Origin of the sequence: Streptococcus infantis, from assembly GCF_047460405.1 — a bacterium.
Taxonomy (GTDB): domain Bacteria; phylum Bacillota; class Bacilli; order Lactobacillales; family Streptococcaceae; genus Streptococcus; species Streptococcus infantis_Q.
The window spans coordinates 1-16,268 of sequence record NZ_JASHGH010000014.1 but is presented as its reverse complement, the minus strand read 5'-3'; the positions used below and the strand labels follow the sequence as shown (position 1 = coordinate 16,268).

The window sequence follows — 16,268 nt, the reverse complement described above, 5'->3', positions numbered from 1 at the left end:
CATGAACGCACGAATTTCTTCCTGTGATCAGCAAAACGCAAAGAAAAAATAAGTCGACTCAACAAACAACATAGACGATGTCTGGGCTAATTCGAGTCTGTTTGTAAAGAATTTTACCATATCACTGACTTCTTTCCCTTGCCCTGTCACTTAATATTATACACCAAAACTTTTTGCATTTTCAAATAAGTACATATAAAAGGAACTCTTTTTTAAAGTGCCACCTAAACATTTAATTGAATATGATTCTACTTTGGCAACAAAAAAGAGAGAACCATCTGATTCTCTCTGAACTAAGTCCTACAATTACTATAATTAAAAGTAGTCGAAACTTAGCTTATTTTGCAATTTCTGCCAACATTTTTTCGATGTGTTGGATGGACTTTTCACGTCCAAGCAAGTAGATGGTATCTGGCAATTCGGGACCATGCATCTCCCCTGAAACGGCGATACGGATTGGCATGAAGAGATTTTTCCCTTTGATACCAGTTTCCTTTTGGACCGCTTTGATTTGTGGGAAGATATTTTCTACCACAAACTCATCGTCTGACATGGCTTCGAGTTTGGCTTTAAAGGCTTCAAGTACAGTCGGAACAGTTTCGCCAGCCATGACTTCTCGCTCAGCTTCTGTCAATTCTGGGAAGTCTGAGAAGAAGAGATCCGTCAATGGAACGATTTCATCCACTGACTTCATTTGTGGTTTGTAGAGCTCCACCAATTTCTCAGCCTTGTCTGTCAAACGTCCTGCTTCTTCGAGGAATGGTTTTGCCATTTCAAAGATAGTCTCAAGATCCGCATTCTTAATGTACTCATTGCTCATCCAGTCCATTTTCTTCTGGTCGAAGGCTGCTGGAGACTTGCTGAGACGGTTTTCATCAAAGAGGTTGATGAGTTCTTGACGAGAGAAGATTTCATCTTCCCCACCAGGATTCCAGCCAAGAAGAGCGATGAAGTTAAAGACTGCTTCTGGAAGGTACCCTTTCTTACGGTAATCTTCGATAAACTGAAGGGTGTTCGTATCACGTTTAGATAACTTCTTACCAGTTTCAGAGTTGATAATCAAGGTCATGTGACCAAATTCAGGTGCATCCCAACCAAGCGCTTCATAGACCATGAGTTGTTTTGGTGTATTGGCAATGTGGTCATCTCCACGGATAACGTGAGAAATTTGCATATCGTGGTCGTCGATGACAACGGCAAAGTTGTAAGTTGGGTAGCCATCTTTCTTTTGGATAACCCAGTCACCACCGATATTGCCACCTTCAAATTCGATATCACCTTTGACCATATCATGCCACTTGTAGATACCTGACTCATTGACAGCCAAACGAACAGTCGGGATAATCCCCGCTGCTTCACGTTCTGCAACGTAAGCTGCTTTTTCTTCTTCGCTCATGCCAAGGTATTCGTTAATGTAGCGAGGGGTTTCACCGGCTGCTTCTTGGCGTTCACGTTCTGCTGCTAATTCTTCTTCTGTAACGTAAGATTTGTAGGCTTTTCCTTCAGCCAAGAGTTGGTCGATGTATTTTTGATAGAGTTCCAAACGCTCAGACTGGCGGTAGTTTTCATGAGTTTCTGGACTTTCATCCCAATCCATACCCAACCAACGAAGGTTTTCAAGCTGTGAACGTTCTCCATCTTCGACGTGGCGCTTACGGTCAGTATCTTCGATACGGATGATAAAAGTTCCACCATGATGACGTGCGTAAAGGTAGTTAAACAATGCTGTACGGGCATTTCCGATGTGTAGTAGTCCTGTTGGACTTGGTGCATAACGCACACGAATATCTTTTGACATATCTTCTCCTATAAAGTCTCTAGGCGTCTGCCTTTTTGCTCTCTATATTATATCACAAGTCTTGCCAGAGTCCAATTTCTCTTTTCGAGAAAAAGCAAAAAGAGTGGTAAAACCACTCTTTTCAGCTCTATTATAGACGAGCGTTGAGTTCTTTGCTCAATTCTTCAAATCCTGGTTTACCAAGAAGGGCAAACATGTTACGTTTGTAAGCTTCAACACCTGGTTGGTCAAATGGGTTGATGGCATTCAAGTAACCTGAAAGGGCGATGGCCAATTCGAAGAAGTAGATTGTGTAACCAAGAGTGAAGGCATCTTGCTCAGGAAGAGTCACGTACATGTTTGGTACGTCACCGTCAGTGTGGGCAAGAAGAACACCGTCAGTCGCTTTTTTGTTTACAAAGTCAACATCTTTTCCTTGAAGGTAACCAAGTCCGTCAAGGTCTTCTTCCAAAGTAGGGATGATCACGTTCTTACGAGGTTTGTCAACGCGGACAACTGTTTCAAACATGATACGAGTTCCTTCTTGGATAAATTGACCCAATGAGTGCAAGTCTGTTGAGAAGTTAGCTGAAGTTGGGTAGATACCTTTTTGGTCTTTTCCTTCTGACTCACCAGCCAATTGTTTCCACCATTCTGAGAAGTATTGAAGTGATGGCTCGTAGTTTACCAAGATTTCAGTTGCATAGCCTTTACGGTAAAGGATGTTACGCACTGCAGCATATTGGTAAGCTTCGTTTTCTGAAAGTTTGTCTGAAGTGTAGTCTTTACGAGCAGCATTAGCACCTTCCATAAGGGCTTTGATATCTGCACCTGATGCTGCGATTGGAAGCAAACCAACTGCTGTCAATACTGAGAAGCGTCCACCGATATCATCTGGAACCACAAATGTTTCCCAACCGTTAGCATCTGCTTCAACCTTAACAGCACCTTTTTGGCGGTCAGTAGTTGCGTAGATACGTTTGTTAGCTTCTTCTTGACCGTATTTCTTAACCAAAAGTTCTTTAAAGACACGGAAAGCGATGGCTGGTTCAGTTGTTGTACCTGATTTAGAAATCACGTTTACTGAGAAGTCTTTATCTGCAACGTACTCTACCAAGTCAGCAAGGTAAGTAGATGAGATTGAGTTTCCAGCGTAAAGGATTTGTGGCGCTTTGCGTTCTTCTTTTGTTTGCAAGTTCGCAAAGTGGTGGTTCAAGAAATCAATCGCAGCTTTCGCTCCAAGGTATGATCCACCGATACCGATAACCACCAAAACGTCGCTGTCTGATTTGATTTGTTCAGCAGCTTTCAAGATGCGGTCAAATTCTTCGCGGTCGTAGTTTTCAGGAAGGTCCAACCAACCCAAGAAGTCGCTCCCAGCACCAGTTCCTTTACGGATCAATTCGTCTGCTGCTGTAACTTGTGCTTGCATGTATTCCACTTCATGTGGTGCAACAAATTTGTCTAAAACTTTTGAATAATCAAATTTAATATGTGACATAGTATTCCTCCAAAATTTCTTCTTTTCTATCATAACGCTTACTAACAATTTTTTCAAGTTTTTATACTAAAAATTTCCAATTTTTATCACAATTCAAACGTTTGCGTAAAAATACAATTCTATAAATATTCGTAAACAATGAATAAAAAACGACTAATTTTCTAGTCGTTACAATTCATTCAATAAATACTCAAATAATTCTAAGTTGCCATCTTCTTCATTGACCAAGAATTCTGGATGCCACTGGAGACCAATAATACGGTGTTCGTCGATAGATTCGATTGCTTCAACAGTTTGATCACGTGGATCCACAGCCGTCACGCGGAAATTGGGTGCCAGTTCTTTAATGCTCTGACGATGCACTGAATTAACCTGACTTTCTTTACCAAATAATTTAGACACTACACTGCCATCCACTGTCTCAATAGAATGTGAAGTCCCAAAAGGTAGACCTTGCCAATGACCTTCAATATCCTGATTGAGTGTCCCACCAAAGGCAACGTTGACAAGCTGAACTCCACGGCAAATGGCTAAAATTGGTTTATTCTGACGCAAGGCTTCTTGTAGAAGAGCTAGCTCAAACTCGTCGCGAGTTAGGTTATAGTCGTCGCTATCAATTGTTTTTTCCTCACCATAAAACTGAGGATGAACATTTTGTCCCCCAGTCAAGATAAGCTTATCAATCATTTCTACATAGTCATGGACCACAGACTCATCACCAACTGGGATGACCAAAGGAAGTCCGCCAACCTGACGAATACTCTCAGCAAATTTACAAGAGACTGATGAATGAATATTTTTTCCTTCCGCGTCTACAGGACATAGGTTTGCCGCTACTCCAACAACTGTTCTTGCCATCACTGATTTCCTTTCCTTTTCTATTGATAATCTTATCTTATCATCCTTGCCCACTCCTGTCTAATATGTATTTTTTAAGTCCGTGATAAAATTTTTTTATCAGAAAAAGTTGCCCAAAATTAGGACAACTTTTTTGCTTATACTCAATGAAAATCAAAGAGCAAACTAGGAAGCTAGCCGCAGGTTGCTCAAAACACAGTTTTGAGGTTGTGGATAGAACTGACGAAGTCAGTAACACATATACTGCATGGGGACGCTGACGTGGTTTGAAGAGATGTTCGAAGAGTATTATTCAAAGACAAATTGATTGTGATAAAGTTCAGAGTAGAAGCCTCCAAGCTTGAGTAATTCATGGTGATTTCCTTGTTCGATAACCTCACCATCCTTAAGGACAATGATCTGATCGGCATTGAGAATGGTTTTCAAGCGATGGGCAATCACAAAACTAGTTCTTCCTGCTACAATTGCCTCCATGGCATTTTGAATCTTGCTCTCTGTTACAGTATCCACGTTTGATGTTGCCTCATCCAAAATTAAGACCTGTGGATCTGTCATCAAGGTACGGGCGATGGAAATCAACTGTTTTTGGCCAGTTGAGAAGACGCTCTGGTCATCATTAATCAAAGTATCATACTTATCTGGCAGGCTTTCGATGTAGTCATGGATGTGTGTAGCCTTAGCAGCTGCTTCTACCATCTCTTGACTAGCATCCGGTACACCGAATCGAATATTGTCCCGAATAGTTCCGCTAAACAAAACAGAATCCTGTAGGACAATTCCTACCTTACTTCGCAAACTGTCTAAATCAAACTCGCGAATATCTGTTCCATCAAAGCTGATACTACCTGCATCCACATCATAAAAACGATTGATTAAGTTCATGATAGTTGTTTTCCCTGAACCTGTCGGACCAACAACCGCAATCATTTTCCCTTTTGGAGCTGAAATGCTAACATCTTTCAAAATGGGTTTTCCTGGCAGGTAGGAGAAGTCCACCTTACGAATCTCTACACCTTCTTTTAATTCATTAAAGACTGGAGCATCTTGAGGACGAATTTCTTCTTCTGCATCAAACATTTCTTGGATACGGTCCGCACCTGTAAAGGCCAGTTGCAAGCTTCCCCAGCTCGCTGCTAATTGGATAATGGGCTGGTAATACTGTTGCGAGAACTGGGTAAACATGACAATCAAACCCAGAGCTGTCGCTGTCTCGATATTCTGATCATTTAGTAAAATAGCTGAACCTACAAAAATAACAATAGCTGTATTGACCAAACTCATCCCGTTCATAACAGGGAAAAGAATTCCTGAGAACATTCTTCCCTTGAAAGTTGCCTTTCGAACACGCTCATTTTGCTCAACAAAACCTGCAATCACATCTTCTTGGATACCTTGAACAATAACGGCTTTTTGTCCAGAGATACTCTCATCCATATAAGCATTGAGTTTCCCAACTTCTTTTTGTTGGAGATTGGTGTATTTTCGCGCTAGCTTTAAGATAAAGAAGACCATGATAACAGCTATTGGAGTGCTGGCAATTGTGATTAAAGCCAAGGTGACATTTTTTGCGAACATAACAATCAGCAAGCCAATAAAAAGGGCAATATTTGTCATGACAGACACTAAACTTTCGTTGAAAGCTTGGAGAATATTATCTAAATCACTGGTAAAACGTGACAGGATATCCCCATCTTGATGGCGGTCAAAGAAGGAAACAGTTAAGCGAGAAAGCTTGCCAAAAAGTCCCTTACGCATCTCATTTGTAGATTCGGCAATAATGCGGCTCATCAAGACCATATAGATAAGACTAGAAACTACTAAAACGATTAAAATATAGGCAAGATTGAGCAGGAGTCCTAGGAGACTTTGCCAAACCATATCTGGGTTACCATTTTGATAGGCTATAACCAAGTTAGCCAGCTCTGTGACTGTTTGACCTGCAAATACTGGAAAGAGGGCTTGGGCTACCGTTGCAATGATAATCATAGCAATGACAACGATAAAGGAGGTCTTGTAAACTTTAAAATAGTTCCAAAAAAATTCAAATGTCTTCATCTTACTCCTCCTTTCCTTTTTGCGTTTCGTAAATTTCACGATAAACTGGGTTTGTTGCAACCAAGTCAGCATGTTTACCTTGACCAATCAAGCGACCTTGGTCAAGCACTAAAATTTTATCAGCATGAACAACAGAGCTAATCTTTTGCGCGATGATAATCGTAGTCGTCCCCTTCAAATCCTTGTTAAGAGCCTCTTGAACCAAGCGCTCTGACTTGGCATCAAGGGCAGAAGTAGAATCATCAAATATCAAGATTTTAGGATTGCTGACAATCCCACGCGCAATGGACATTCTTTGTTTTTGTCCACCAGAAAAGTTGGTCCCACGTTCTTCAACCGGACTTTCAAAGGCTAAGTCCATACGACTAATAAATTCACTGGCCTGGGCGATACGAGCTGCGCGTTCCAGTTCTGAAACTGTCGCATCTCCCTTTCCTTGTCTGAGGTTATCTGCGATGGTTCCACTAAAAAGAATGGCTCTCTGTAAGACGATAGAAACTGTCTTACGAAGCGTCCCTTCACTAACTGTCCGAATGTCCTTTCCACCAATCTTGATCGAACCTTGCTGAGGATCAAATAATCGTGGAATCAACTGAGCCAAGGTTGATTTCCCTGCACCAGTTGCTCCAACAACCCCAACCATCTCACCAGCTGCGATATCAAAGGATACATCTTTTAGGATAGGTTCTGCATCATTTGGATAGGTGAAGGTCACATTTTCAAAACTGAGACTTCCTTCCAATTCTTCATCTTCCACATCCTTGAAGGTCATAGCCGGTTCTGTATCCAGGATTTCACGAATACGACGGAAGGAAATCATGGCACGAGTAACTGAATTCCCCAAAAATCCAACCATAACGATAGTAAAGATAATCTGACTCAGATAATTCACGAAGGAAGCAATGGAACCAACGACTGATGGATCTGACTCTGCCATACCTGCTACAAGCCAGATTGAGAGAAAAACAGCCCCGTAAGAAATCAACATCATTGCAGGTTGCATAACAGAAAAGGCATAACCGATATAAAGGTTTTCTCCCAACAATTCATCTGACACCTGCGTAAATTTATCAAACTGATCTTTTTCTCTGACAAAAGACTTAACCACGCGTACACCACGTAAATTTTCTTTAGCAATGGCATTGATACGCTCTAGTAAGGTCTGGAACTTTGAAAAGCGTGGTCCCACCACTCCCATCATAAAACCCATTATGACAACAATAAGAACGACCATGAGAACTAGCACCCACCATAGAGAAGGTAGGGTGACAACTGCTAGAATAAAGGAACCGATAAACAAAAGTGGTAGTCGAAAGAGAATTTGGAAGGTCATCATGACTACGTTTTGAATCTGGTTGATGTCATTGGTCATACGCACAACAAGATTCCCTGCGTTAAATTCCTCAATATTGGCATATGAAAAAGTTTGAATCTTACGAAAGGCATCTTCCCGTAAGTCTGACGAAACTCCTTGAGCAATGTAGGCGGCTAACACAACATTGATGCCACCTGCAATCAAACCAATCAAGGCAACAAGGATTAACCAAAAACCGATAGTATAAATAGCTTCATTATCACCTATTAGCAGTGCCTCTAAGACTTCCTGTAGATAACGTGGTTGCAGGAGTGAGCTCGTTACCATTAGACCTGTCATAATTAAGGAAGCTAGAGCCTGCCATCTATAGGCTTTTATTTTCTGAAACAGCATATTTTCCCCCTTTATAAGATAGATAAAAGGGAACGACAACTCTGTCAGCCCCTTCTTATGCTTTCATGTTGATGCTATTCTAACAAAAAAGAATGCTATTGTCAAAGCACTCAGCTCTCGCAAGCTTGTGAATCACGACATCAGCATTCTATAAAATCATTTAAAAATCTTCTAATTGAGAACAGAATTTTTATTTCTCTGAACTAGCTTGCTCCTCTAGTTTAGCTTGTCCAATTTCACGGTAGCTACGGTCCCCAACAATCTTGACTGAGAACTGACCATCTTCGTACTCAAGAATCGTCACACTTCCATTATCAAGGCCATGCGGATGCATGCCGTTAATTAAATAAACAATGGTTCCAATAGTCATTCCATGGCTGACTACGAGAGCATTTCCTCCCCCATTAGCTTCCATTTCCTTAGCAATGGCTTCAAAACCTTCCCAGATGCGACCACTTAGTTTTTCCCAGCCTTCAGCCCAGCCTGCTGTGTCTACTTCTACCAGACCTTCAGCTAGCTCAGCATAGGACAAACGATGCACATGGTCGACATTAAAGATACGAGGAATAATCCCCATAAATAAGTCCCCATCATAAGCACCATCAAAACTACCAAAGCACCATTCACGGATTCGCTTATCCATACGATAAGGAATTTGCCCTGTTAAACCTAGTTCCTCAAGGATAATTCCCATAGTCTGAATAGTCCGCCCAGAGTCGCTTGAATAAGCACGTTCAAAGGTTAAACCTGACTCACGCAAGCCAATCCCCAATTCATGAATGCCTCGTTCCCCTTCAGCTGTCAGTGGAGTATCACTCCAACCTTGAGCACGCCCAATCGTATTAAACATTGTTTTCCCATGACGTACTAGATACAATTTTACACTTGCCATTTTTGGTCCTCCATATGTATCTATTATAGCATGATTTCAGACAAAAACCTTGTCCTAACCCACTGAGTCCAACATCACCACTTAAACTAGATTTTACAAATCTGATAATCTATGTCTTATCATTCTTAGAAGGAGCAACTTTAGATGGCTCGGTGGCCTCTTTTTTAACCTCTTCTTTTTTCTTCTCGCTTTCTTCTTTTGACTTTTTTTCTGTTTTCTTCGTCTTATCGTCGGTCCTTTTCAAAGGTGGAAAACGAAATTCAAATTGATTTTTCCCAGTGTCAACAATCGCTGTAAAACCCTTTTGATCATTACGATAAGTTGCCTTTCCTGCATTAAATGACTGCTGACCACTCTCAGAACTAGCTATTTCATAGGTTCGCTGAGCCATTGCAAAGGCAAGGAGTTTTTCTTTATTCAGTGCATAATCCTGATGATGAGCCACTTGTCGATTCAGATAAAACTGTAACAAGAGACTAAAAATTCCAGCAATAGTAACGGCGTAAAGGAGAACTCCAGCCCTAACTTTTTTCTTTTTCCACACGATAGATAAACTCCCTCTCAAGTCCCTTTTCAAACTGAAAATTAAAATGAACATTTTGCCCATTTTGGTAAATATGAGCTGATTTCAGACCGTAGACCATAGGTTGATAGCCACGTCCGCTGGCATCTGTTTTCCGAAAATCATTTGACCTTGATTTCCCCATAGAGATAGATTTCCCATCCTGTTTGAGATAAAGTCTATCATTCTCCACTTTTTCAAATTGAGTTCGATTCAACTCTGCTTCCAGCTGATCCACAAATAAGAGCCATTCTTTTTGCTCACTTTTCTGCTGGTAGCGAACTTCTGAAACCAAGAGTTGACTCATGGCTTGAAAGAGGAGCAAACTTCCACTGATAACAAGAAGAGCAACCAGGGATTCTAAAAGCGTAAAAGCCCTGACTCTACTTGTCTTGAATCGCCAGTAATTTCTCAGTTCCATGATACACCTCCAAACCTCGCTCATTCGAGACAACATCAATCGTAAGCCCATTAACCGTCAACTGCTTTTGTCCCGTCTGCAAAACCATACGAGCCACTCGCAAGACTTCTTCCTGTTTTAGAAGTTCTGCTTCTATTTTTCTACTTTCTTGAATCTGCCCCAGCAAGAGGGTTGCAATACTGGCAAAAATGGCTAGTGAAATCACTGCCTCCAGTAAAATAACCGCCTTAATTTTTTGCTTCTTGAATACGTTTAATCTTTCCATTTCCTAGATATAGTTGGTAGCGAACTACTTCTTTCCTTGTTTGAAATCTGATGCTAACCAGATATGAACTCCCCCCTGCCTTATCAAAGGTGATTGACTGATTGGACTGAAGCTGAATCCCTTTAGGGATGGCCAATTTCTGATAGCCATTACTAATGCTTCTCTCTTCTAAAATCAAGTTGATCTTCTGCTGACTAGCCAGACTTCGCTTCTGGGTTTCCCGATAAAGTTCCTCAAACTCCATAAAGAAAATTTGCTCTTCCACAGCCGCAAAAGTGGACTGAACTGAACTTGACAAACCCAAGGCTAACAGACTAACTATCCCTAAGACCAATAAACTTTCTAACATAGTAAAAGCCCTAATCCGCAACTGTTTGACTTGTCTTTTGTTTTGCATGGTATTCCTTATAGGCTTTTGCTTGCTCAGCAGTGATGCGTCCATCTGCCTCTAGTTTACTTAGACTAGCATCCTCATTTTTATCTAGAGTATAGAGTTCTGCTTGGCTTTCTACCACCTTGACGACTGCTGCTTTACCCTTGTCATTCACTGCATCCTTTTGCTTAGTTAGGTTTGGAACAAACAGTAAGAGTAGAACACTAATGATGAGCAATACGACTAACATTTCTACCAGTGTAAAAGCTTTTGCCTTGGCTTTCTTTAATTTCATCAACATTTTTTTCATCTAAAAATTTACCTCCATATTTTGATACATAGGTAGCAACATAGCTGCGTACAATAAAACGATTAGCAGAGCTACAAAAATAAAGACCAGTGGTTGAACTAAGTTCATAGTACGATTAACTCGAGTAAAAAATGCCTCCCACGTTTTTTCCGCATAGATTTCCAATTCGCTTCCCAACTTGGATTTAACCTCTCCATATTCAATGATTAATCCCAATTCTCTTCTAAAGAAGGGATAATCTTGAACAACTTTAGAAAATTCATGCCCATTTTGTAAGGACAGGGATAAATCATGTCCGACTTCCTTAAAAAGGGGGCTGCCTTGCTCCTGCATCATCTGGAAAATCTGTGATAGCTCCAGACCTTGACCAATCATATTGCCCCATTCCCGAGCATAATAGGCCGTTAGATAATATTGAATAAACACACCTAGAAAGGGGATTCTAGCTAGAAAAGAAAAGACTTGTATCTTCCTAGATTTTCTGTAGAAGACCAATCCCGTTAAAGATGCTAGACCTAACGCTAGAACAATCCCAAGAAAAATTTGTGGTAGATTACTAATCACTAAGGTAGCTATGTTACTACTATCCAGTTGGGGCAAGAGATAGTTTCGCAACCCCAACATAATGAGCAGTAGGAAAGCTAACAAAATGATTGGATAGGTCGCAACTTCGATTAACTTTTTCTTGATCTTAGCAAGATTATCTAGATACTCTTCAATTTTCCCTAAACTCAAATGGAGATTCCCATGAGCTTCAGCCAAGGAAAGTTGCGTGACAATCGAACTTGAAAAACCTAAAGTCCCCATCATTTCCGAGAAGGATTTTCCCTGCGAGAGTCCTAGACGCATCTGCGATACATATTCCTTTTCCAACAAGAGACTTCTATCTAGAAAGGAAATGATTTCTACCAGATGAAAACCACTAGAAAATAAATTGTTAAAGAGAGTGATGATTTTCTTCTGCTTACTAGTAGCTAATTTTCTCCGTTTCAGCTTGAAGGGCAGTGATATGTCTTTCTTTAAGAAGCTGGTCAATTTGTCCATTCCACTTTTCTGCCTGGTGTTCTTGATAATTTCCATTTGCAAAATCAATAATTCCTCCTCCCGCGATTAGTCTCTGGTAACAAACACCTTGTAAAACAACTGCCAGTTCATCTTCACTGACACCAAGTTCTAAGAGGCGCTCATAAACCCCACGAACACTCTTGGCATGGATTGTCGAGAATACCGTTGCACCTGTCAGACTAGCTCGTACAACAGCGCGGGCTGTTTCGCTATCTCGAATTTCTCCAATGATTAAAAGATCTGGACGATGTCGTAGGGAAAGTTTTATCAAGTTCTCATAGCTAAGTCCGATAGCTTCATTGAGCTGTAATTGTAGCATTTCTTCTTGCTTAATTTCTACTGGATCTTCAATGGACATGACCTGTTGTCCCTTAAACAATGACTTGGCTAATTCATGCATCAAAGTAGTTTTACCACTTCCTACGGGGCCTGCAAAAAGATAAAGCCCGCGTTGCCTAAAGCCCTTTTCCAGTTCTATAAGGTCCTGAAACCAGAAGCGCAACTCTTGTTCTTGATCATGCAAAAGTCGGATTACTAGACTCTCATGACCACGATAATCTCCCACCGTCGATAAACGTAATGAAGAAACCTTGTCTCCATGCTGATAATCACAGGAACCAAGCTGACTACGGCGTTTTTCTCCAACGTTCATCCCTGCGATGAACTTAAAATGACTTATGACAGCCCCCAACTTTTCAAAGTCATAGGTGTTAATCAAATGTCTCTCATCTCCAACTCGCATATGTAGCTCATAAATCTTTTCTTTAGGAACAAAATAGATGTCCTGAGCTCCTTGTTTTTTGGCCAGTGTAATCAATTCTTGTGCAAGTGTTTGTACCATATCTTCCTCCTCATTCTTATTATTCGAAGAAAATATAAAAAAGAAGAAACAACTTCATTAAAAAGTTGTTTCTTCTTTTTTTATGCGACAAGTACGGTGGATTTCTAAACCAGTCTGCTTTTCGTAACCAGGTCTAAATTTTTCATCAGGAATAACTTGACCATCTTCCAACAAAGCCAAAGAATGATATTGCTGAAGAAATTCATCGCATTCTTCACACCAGCGTTTATCTTCTGGATCCCAAAAAATAGTCATCAAGTCTCCTCTACTTTTGTAAAGGGGAATCTCCTTTTCTAACTCAAACCAACAAGACTTATAATATTTCAAGGCGTCATAATAGTTATCAAATTTTTTGCTCGCAATGACGTCGTCTTCCCAGCCTTCTATAAACCACCACGGTTCAAAATCTCCATACATTTCTATAACTCGATACATTTCTTACTTCCTTTGTACCGTATATTATAGCGAATTTTTTAGAATAATGAAAGAAATTTGCTCATTTTCACGAATTATAAAACTTTTTCAAAAAATCCAGCTATTCAAAAAAAATAACTGGATTCAAAGATAAGATTAACTTTCTGAAATATCGTTTTCAATAATTACTTTAATCGCATGATGATCAGCGGCCTTACTAAATACTTCATAGGCCTTTTCTATTTCACTAAGTTTGAAATAATGAGTTACCAATTTTTCAGGTTCAATTTTATGGCTTTCTAAAGCTTTCAAAAGCTGAGGAGTTGTATTGGTAGAAACCAATCCAGTAGTCACGTTAATGTTACGAATCCAAAGAGTGTCCAAATCAAACTGAACTGGTTTACCATGCACACCACAGTTGGCTACTGTTCCATCTACACCGATAATCTTTTGACAGAGATCAAACGTTGCAGGAATTCCTACCGCCTCAATAGCGACATCTACACCTCGACCATCTGTCAAATCATAAATTTCTTGTATTGCTTTTTCAGGGTCTGAAGAATTAATCTTATGAGTAGCACCGAAAGAAACTGCAGTATCCAAACGGTTATCGTCTAGGTCCACCATAATCAATTTAGCTGGTGAATAGAATTGTGCCGTCAAAAGAGCTGCCAACCCAACTGGCCCTGAACCAACGATAGCTACACTACAGCCAGGCTCAACTTTCCCTTTTAAGACACCAATTTCATAGCCAGTTGGCAAGATATCAGATAACATAACTAAGGCTTCATCAGACAAGTCAGATGGAGTATGATAAAGAGTATTATCAGCATGAGGCACACGAAGATATTCTGCTTGCATACCGTCGATCAAATGCCCAAAAATCCAACCCCCTTCGTCTTCACAGTGAGCATAGATTCCTTTTTTACAATAGTAACACTTGCCACATGCACAAACGCAAGAAATCAAAACCTTATCACCCTTTTTGAAGTTTAAAACTCCTGCTCCGACTTCCTCTACAATACCAATTCCTTCATGTCCTAGGATAGTTCCACTCTTACAAGCAGGAACGTCCCCTTTAATAATATGAAGGTCTGTACCACAAATAGTAGTCTTAACGATACGCACAATAGCATCTGTTGGCTTGCGAATAACTGGTTTGTCTACATCAACAAATGACGCAAGGCCTGGTTTAACGTAAGTATAAGCTTTCATAAGCAATCCTCCGCTTTTTTATTTGTATTATTTATATCATAATCGTAAGCCTTTTCATTGAAAAAATCAAGTGATTTGTGAAAGAAATAACAAATTTATTTTAAAAAAGAAGAAACTAAACTAGTTTCTTCTTTAGAAATTATGCTTGATAACGTTTTTCACCGTCTAGATAAGTTGCTACTAATTCCAAATCTTTATCTAACACGATAAAGTCTGCATCGTAGCCTTCACGAATTTGTCCACAGACGTCATCGATATGAACTGATTTAGCTGGGTTTAGACTAGCCATCATGACTGCTTCATGAGGATTTGCAAGTCCCCACTCAACGACATTTTTCAAACCATCTTTAAGTTTGAGAATGGAACCTGCCAAGTTACCTGTAGATTTAAGGCGAGCAGTCCCATTTGCAACTACAACTGGAAATTCACCTAACATATAATCGCCATCTTGCAAACCGCCTGCTGTCATACAGTCAGTGATAAGGGCAATATTTTCAGTTCCTTTTTGTTTAAGAAGAATTTCGCAAGCCTTAGGATCCACGTGATGACCATCACAAATCAATTCTGCATAAGTGTGTGGTAACTCATACATCGCACCAACCATACCAAGTTCGCGGTGTGTTAAGCCACGCATTCCATTATAAGCATGAACCCAAACACTAGCCCCGGCATCAACAGCTTTTTTAGCTTCATCAAATGTAGCATTAGAGTGACCAAGAGCAACAGTTACACCTTCACCAGTAATAGTACGTACAAAGTCCTCAACTCCATCACGTTCAGGTGCAAGAGCAATTTTATTAAGAAGACCATTAGCAGCCTTCTGCCAAGCGCGGAACTCATCCATACGTGGATCTTTCATATAGGCGGGATTTTGAGCCCCCTTAAATTCTTCGGTGAAGTAAGGTCCTTCAAAATAAATACCACGAATCTTAGCACCAGATGCTTCTTGATAGCGTGCACCAATGTTTTCAGTAACAGCCAGCAATTGTTCGTATGATGAAGTTAGTGTAGTTGGTAGGAAACTAGTAACACCTGTACTAAGAAGACCTTCACTCATCGTATGAAGAGTCCCTTCAATATTATTATCCATAACATCGACACCACCAAAACCATGAATGTGGGTGTCAACGAGACCAGGTGCAATACTATAACCAGAATAATCTAAAATTTCAGCATCCCCAGAAATCTCTTCAACATGCTTACCAAACTTGCCATCAATAAGTTCCAAATAACCTCCACGACGAATACCATGTGGATAGAAAAATTGATCAGCTTTAATATACTTAGGCATAATGATAACCCCCTTAAGAAATAATCTACTATTTATTATGTCAATTACATTATAAACCTTTCAAAACAATTTGTAAATGGTATAGACCTATTTTTACTAAAATTTTTATAAATAAAGAAAAAAGACAAGGCTTATAAACCTTGTCTTTTCAACTATACCGGCGGCCGGGGTCGAACCGGCACGTCCTTGCGGACACTGGATTTTGAGTCCAGCGCGTCTGCCAATTCCGCCACGCCGGCAAATAGTAACTGGGGTAGCTGGATTCGAACCAACGCATGAGGGAGTCAAAGTCCCTTGCCTTACCGCTTGGCTATACCCCAATAATATAAAATAGGCGAGTGATGGGGATCGAACCCACGCATGCCAGAGCCACAATCTGGTGTGTTAACCACTTCACCACACCCGCCATAATTTTAAAACACGGGCAGTAGGAATTGAACCCACACTGAAGGTTTTGGAGACCTTAGTTCTACCTTTAAACTATGCCCGTAGTTAAGGTTATGGAAGGGGAGGGATTCGAACCCCCGAACCCGAAGGAGCGGATTTACAGTCCGCCGCGTTTAGCCTCTTCGCTACCCTTCCAAAATATTTAAATGGCGCGAGACGGAATCGAACCGCCGACACATGGAGCTTCAATCCATTGCTCTACCAACTGAGCTACCGAGCCTTATTGCGGGAGCAGGATTTGAACCTACGACCTTCGGGTTATGAGCCCGACGA

At 40.5% G+C, this 16,268-nt stretch carries 16 protein-coding genes and 6 tRNA genes; all 22 read right to left on the bottom strand.

Translation table 11 applies throughout. The features are described 5' to 3' along the window. Positions 1-337: 337 nt before the first annotated feature. The 22 genes from gltX to QM928_RS07055 all read right to left on the bottom strand — a co-directional run bounded on the left by gltX (position 338) and on the right by QM928_RS07055 (position 16,215). Positions 338-1,798, bottom strand: a complete 1,461-nt coding sequence (gltX, locus tag QM928_RS07160; RefSeq protein ID WP_320694049.1) for a glutamate--tRNA ligase — start codon at positions 1,796-1,798, stop codon at positions 338-340. Between the two features lie 130 nt (positions 1,799-1,928). Continuing rightward, on the bottom strand, positions 1,929-3,278 hold the full coding sequence (locus tag QM928_RS07155) for a glucose-6-phosphate isomerase (protein ID WP_000018248.1): 1,350 nt from the start codon (positions 3,276-3,278) through the stop codon (positions 1,929-1,931). Between the two features lie 168 nt (positions 3,279-3,446). Further along, the gene (locus QM928_RS07150; RefSeq protein ID WP_414294892.1) at positions 3,447-4,136 is read right to left on the bottom strand and encodes a gamma-glutamyl-gamma-aminobutyrate hydrolase family protein; all 690 of its coding nucleotides are present in this window, start codon (positions 4,134-4,136) and stop codon (positions 3,447-3,449) included. Positions 4,137-4,424: 288 nt separating this feature from the next. After that, the gene (locus QM928_RS07145) at positions 4,425-6,191 is read right to left on the bottom strand and encodes an ABC transporter ATP-binding protein (RefSeq protein ID WP_414294893.1); all 1,767 of its coding nucleotides are present in this window, start codon (positions 6,189-6,191) and stop codon (positions 4,425-4,427) included. Between the two features lies 1 nt (position 6,192). Next, positions 6,193-7,899 (bottom strand): ABC transporter ATP-binding protein, encoded by a 1,707-nt coding sequence (locus QM928_RS07140; protein WP_414294894.1) that lies wholly within the window; start codon positions 7,897-7,899, stop codon positions 6,193-6,195. A 190-nt stretch (positions 7,900-8,089) separates the two neighbouring features. Continuing rightward, positions 8,090-8,791 (bottom strand): histidine phosphatase family protein, encoded by a 702-nt coding sequence (locus QM928_RS07135; RefSeq protein ID WP_414294895.1) that lies wholly within the window; start codon positions 8,789-8,791, stop codon positions 8,090-8,092. Between the two features lie 109 nt (positions 8,792-8,900). Then, positions 8,901-9,335: a competence type IV pilus minor pilin ComGG gene (gene comGG, locus QM928_RS07130; RefSeq protein WP_414294896.1), complete on the bottom strand. Its 435-nt coding sequence runs from the start codon at positions 9,333-9,335 to the stop codon at positions 8,901-8,903. Then, positions 9,313-9,774 carry a competence type IV pilus minor pilin ComGF gene (comGF, locus tag QM928_RS07125; protein WP_414294897.1) on the bottom strand — a complete coding sequence of 154 codons (462 nt, stop codon included), beginning with the start codon at positions 9,772-9,774 and terminating at the stop codon, positions 9,313-9,315. The genes comGG and comGF overlap by 23 nt, the downstream gene beginning before the upstream one ends. Then, complete coding sequence (gene comGE, locus QM928_RS07120) at positions 9,737-10,039, bottom strand: competence type IV pilus minor pilin ComGE (protein ID WP_414294898.1); 303 nt, start codon at positions 10,037-10,039, stop codon at positions 9,737-9,739. Before comGE ends, comGF begins: the two co-directional genes overlap by 38 nt. Beyond that, positions 10,002-10,436 (bottom strand): competence type IV pilus minor pilin ComGD, encoded by a 435-nt coding sequence (gene comGD / locus QM928_RS07115; protein ID WP_414294899.1) that lies wholly within the window; start codon positions 10,434-10,436, stop codon positions 10,002-10,004. The genes comGE and comGD overlap by 38 nt, the downstream gene beginning before the upstream one ends. Next, positions 10,399-10,722, bottom strand: a complete 324-nt coding sequence (comGC, locus tag QM928_RS07110; protein WP_320692970.1) for a competence type IV pilus major pilin ComGC — start codon at positions 10,720-10,722, stop codon at positions 10,399-10,401. Before comGC ends, comGD begins: the two co-directional genes overlap by 38 nt. After that, entirely contained in the window at positions 10,723-11,766 is a 1,044-nt protein-coding gene (comGB, locus tag QM928_RS07105; protein WP_414294900.1) for a competence type IV pilus assembly protein ComGB, read from the bottom strand. Beyond that, entirely contained in the window at positions 11,690-12,628 is a 939-nt protein-coding gene (comGA, locus tag QM928_RS07100) for a competence type IV pilus ATPase ComGA (RefSeq protein WP_414294901.1), read from the bottom strand. Before comGA ends, comGB begins: the two co-directional genes overlap by 77 nt. Before the next feature lie 57 nt (positions 12,629-12,685). Continuing rightward, the gene (locus QM928_RS07095) at positions 12,686-13,063 is read right to left on the bottom strand and encodes a DUF1033 family protein (protein WP_414294902.1); all 378 of its coding nucleotides are present in this window, start codon (positions 13,061-13,063) and stop codon (positions 12,686-12,688) included. Between the two features lie 135 nt (positions 13,064-13,198). After that, a complete protein-coding gene (locus tag QM928_RS07090; RefSeq protein WP_414294903.1) occupies positions 13,199-14,257 on the bottom strand; it encodes a zinc-dependent alcohol dehydrogenase family protein in 1,059 nt (352 codons plus the stop codon). A gap of 139 nt (positions 14,258-14,396) precedes the next feature. Then, positions 14,397-15,548: an N-acetylglucosamine-6-phosphate deacetylase gene (nagA, locus tag QM928_RS07085; RefSeq protein WP_414294904.1), complete on the bottom strand. Its 1,152-nt coding sequence runs from the start codon at positions 15,546-15,548 to the stop codon at positions 14,397-14,399. Positions 15,549-15,703: 155 nt separating this feature from the next. Next, positions 15,704-15,787, bottom strand: a tRNA-Leu gene (locus QM928_RS07080). 9 nt (positions 15,788-15,796) lie between these two features. After that, positions 15,797-15,868 (bottom strand) — tRNA-Gln (locus QM928_RS07075). A 13-nt stretch (positions 15,869-15,881) separates the two neighbouring features. Then, positions 15,882-15,954: transfer RNA gene (locus QM928_RS07070), tRNA-His, on the bottom strand. 13 nt (positions 15,955-15,967) lie between these two features. After that, positions 15,968-16,038 (bottom strand) — tRNA-Trp (locus tag QM928_RS07065). Positions 16,039-16,049: 11 nt separating this feature from the next. Then, positions 16,050-16,130 (bottom strand) — tRNA-Tyr (locus QM928_RS07060). Between the two features lie 12 nt (positions 16,131-16,142). Next, positions 16,143-16,215: transfer RNA gene (locus tag QM928_RS07055), tRNA-Phe, on the bottom strand. Positions 16,216-16,268: the final 53 nt, after the last annotated feature.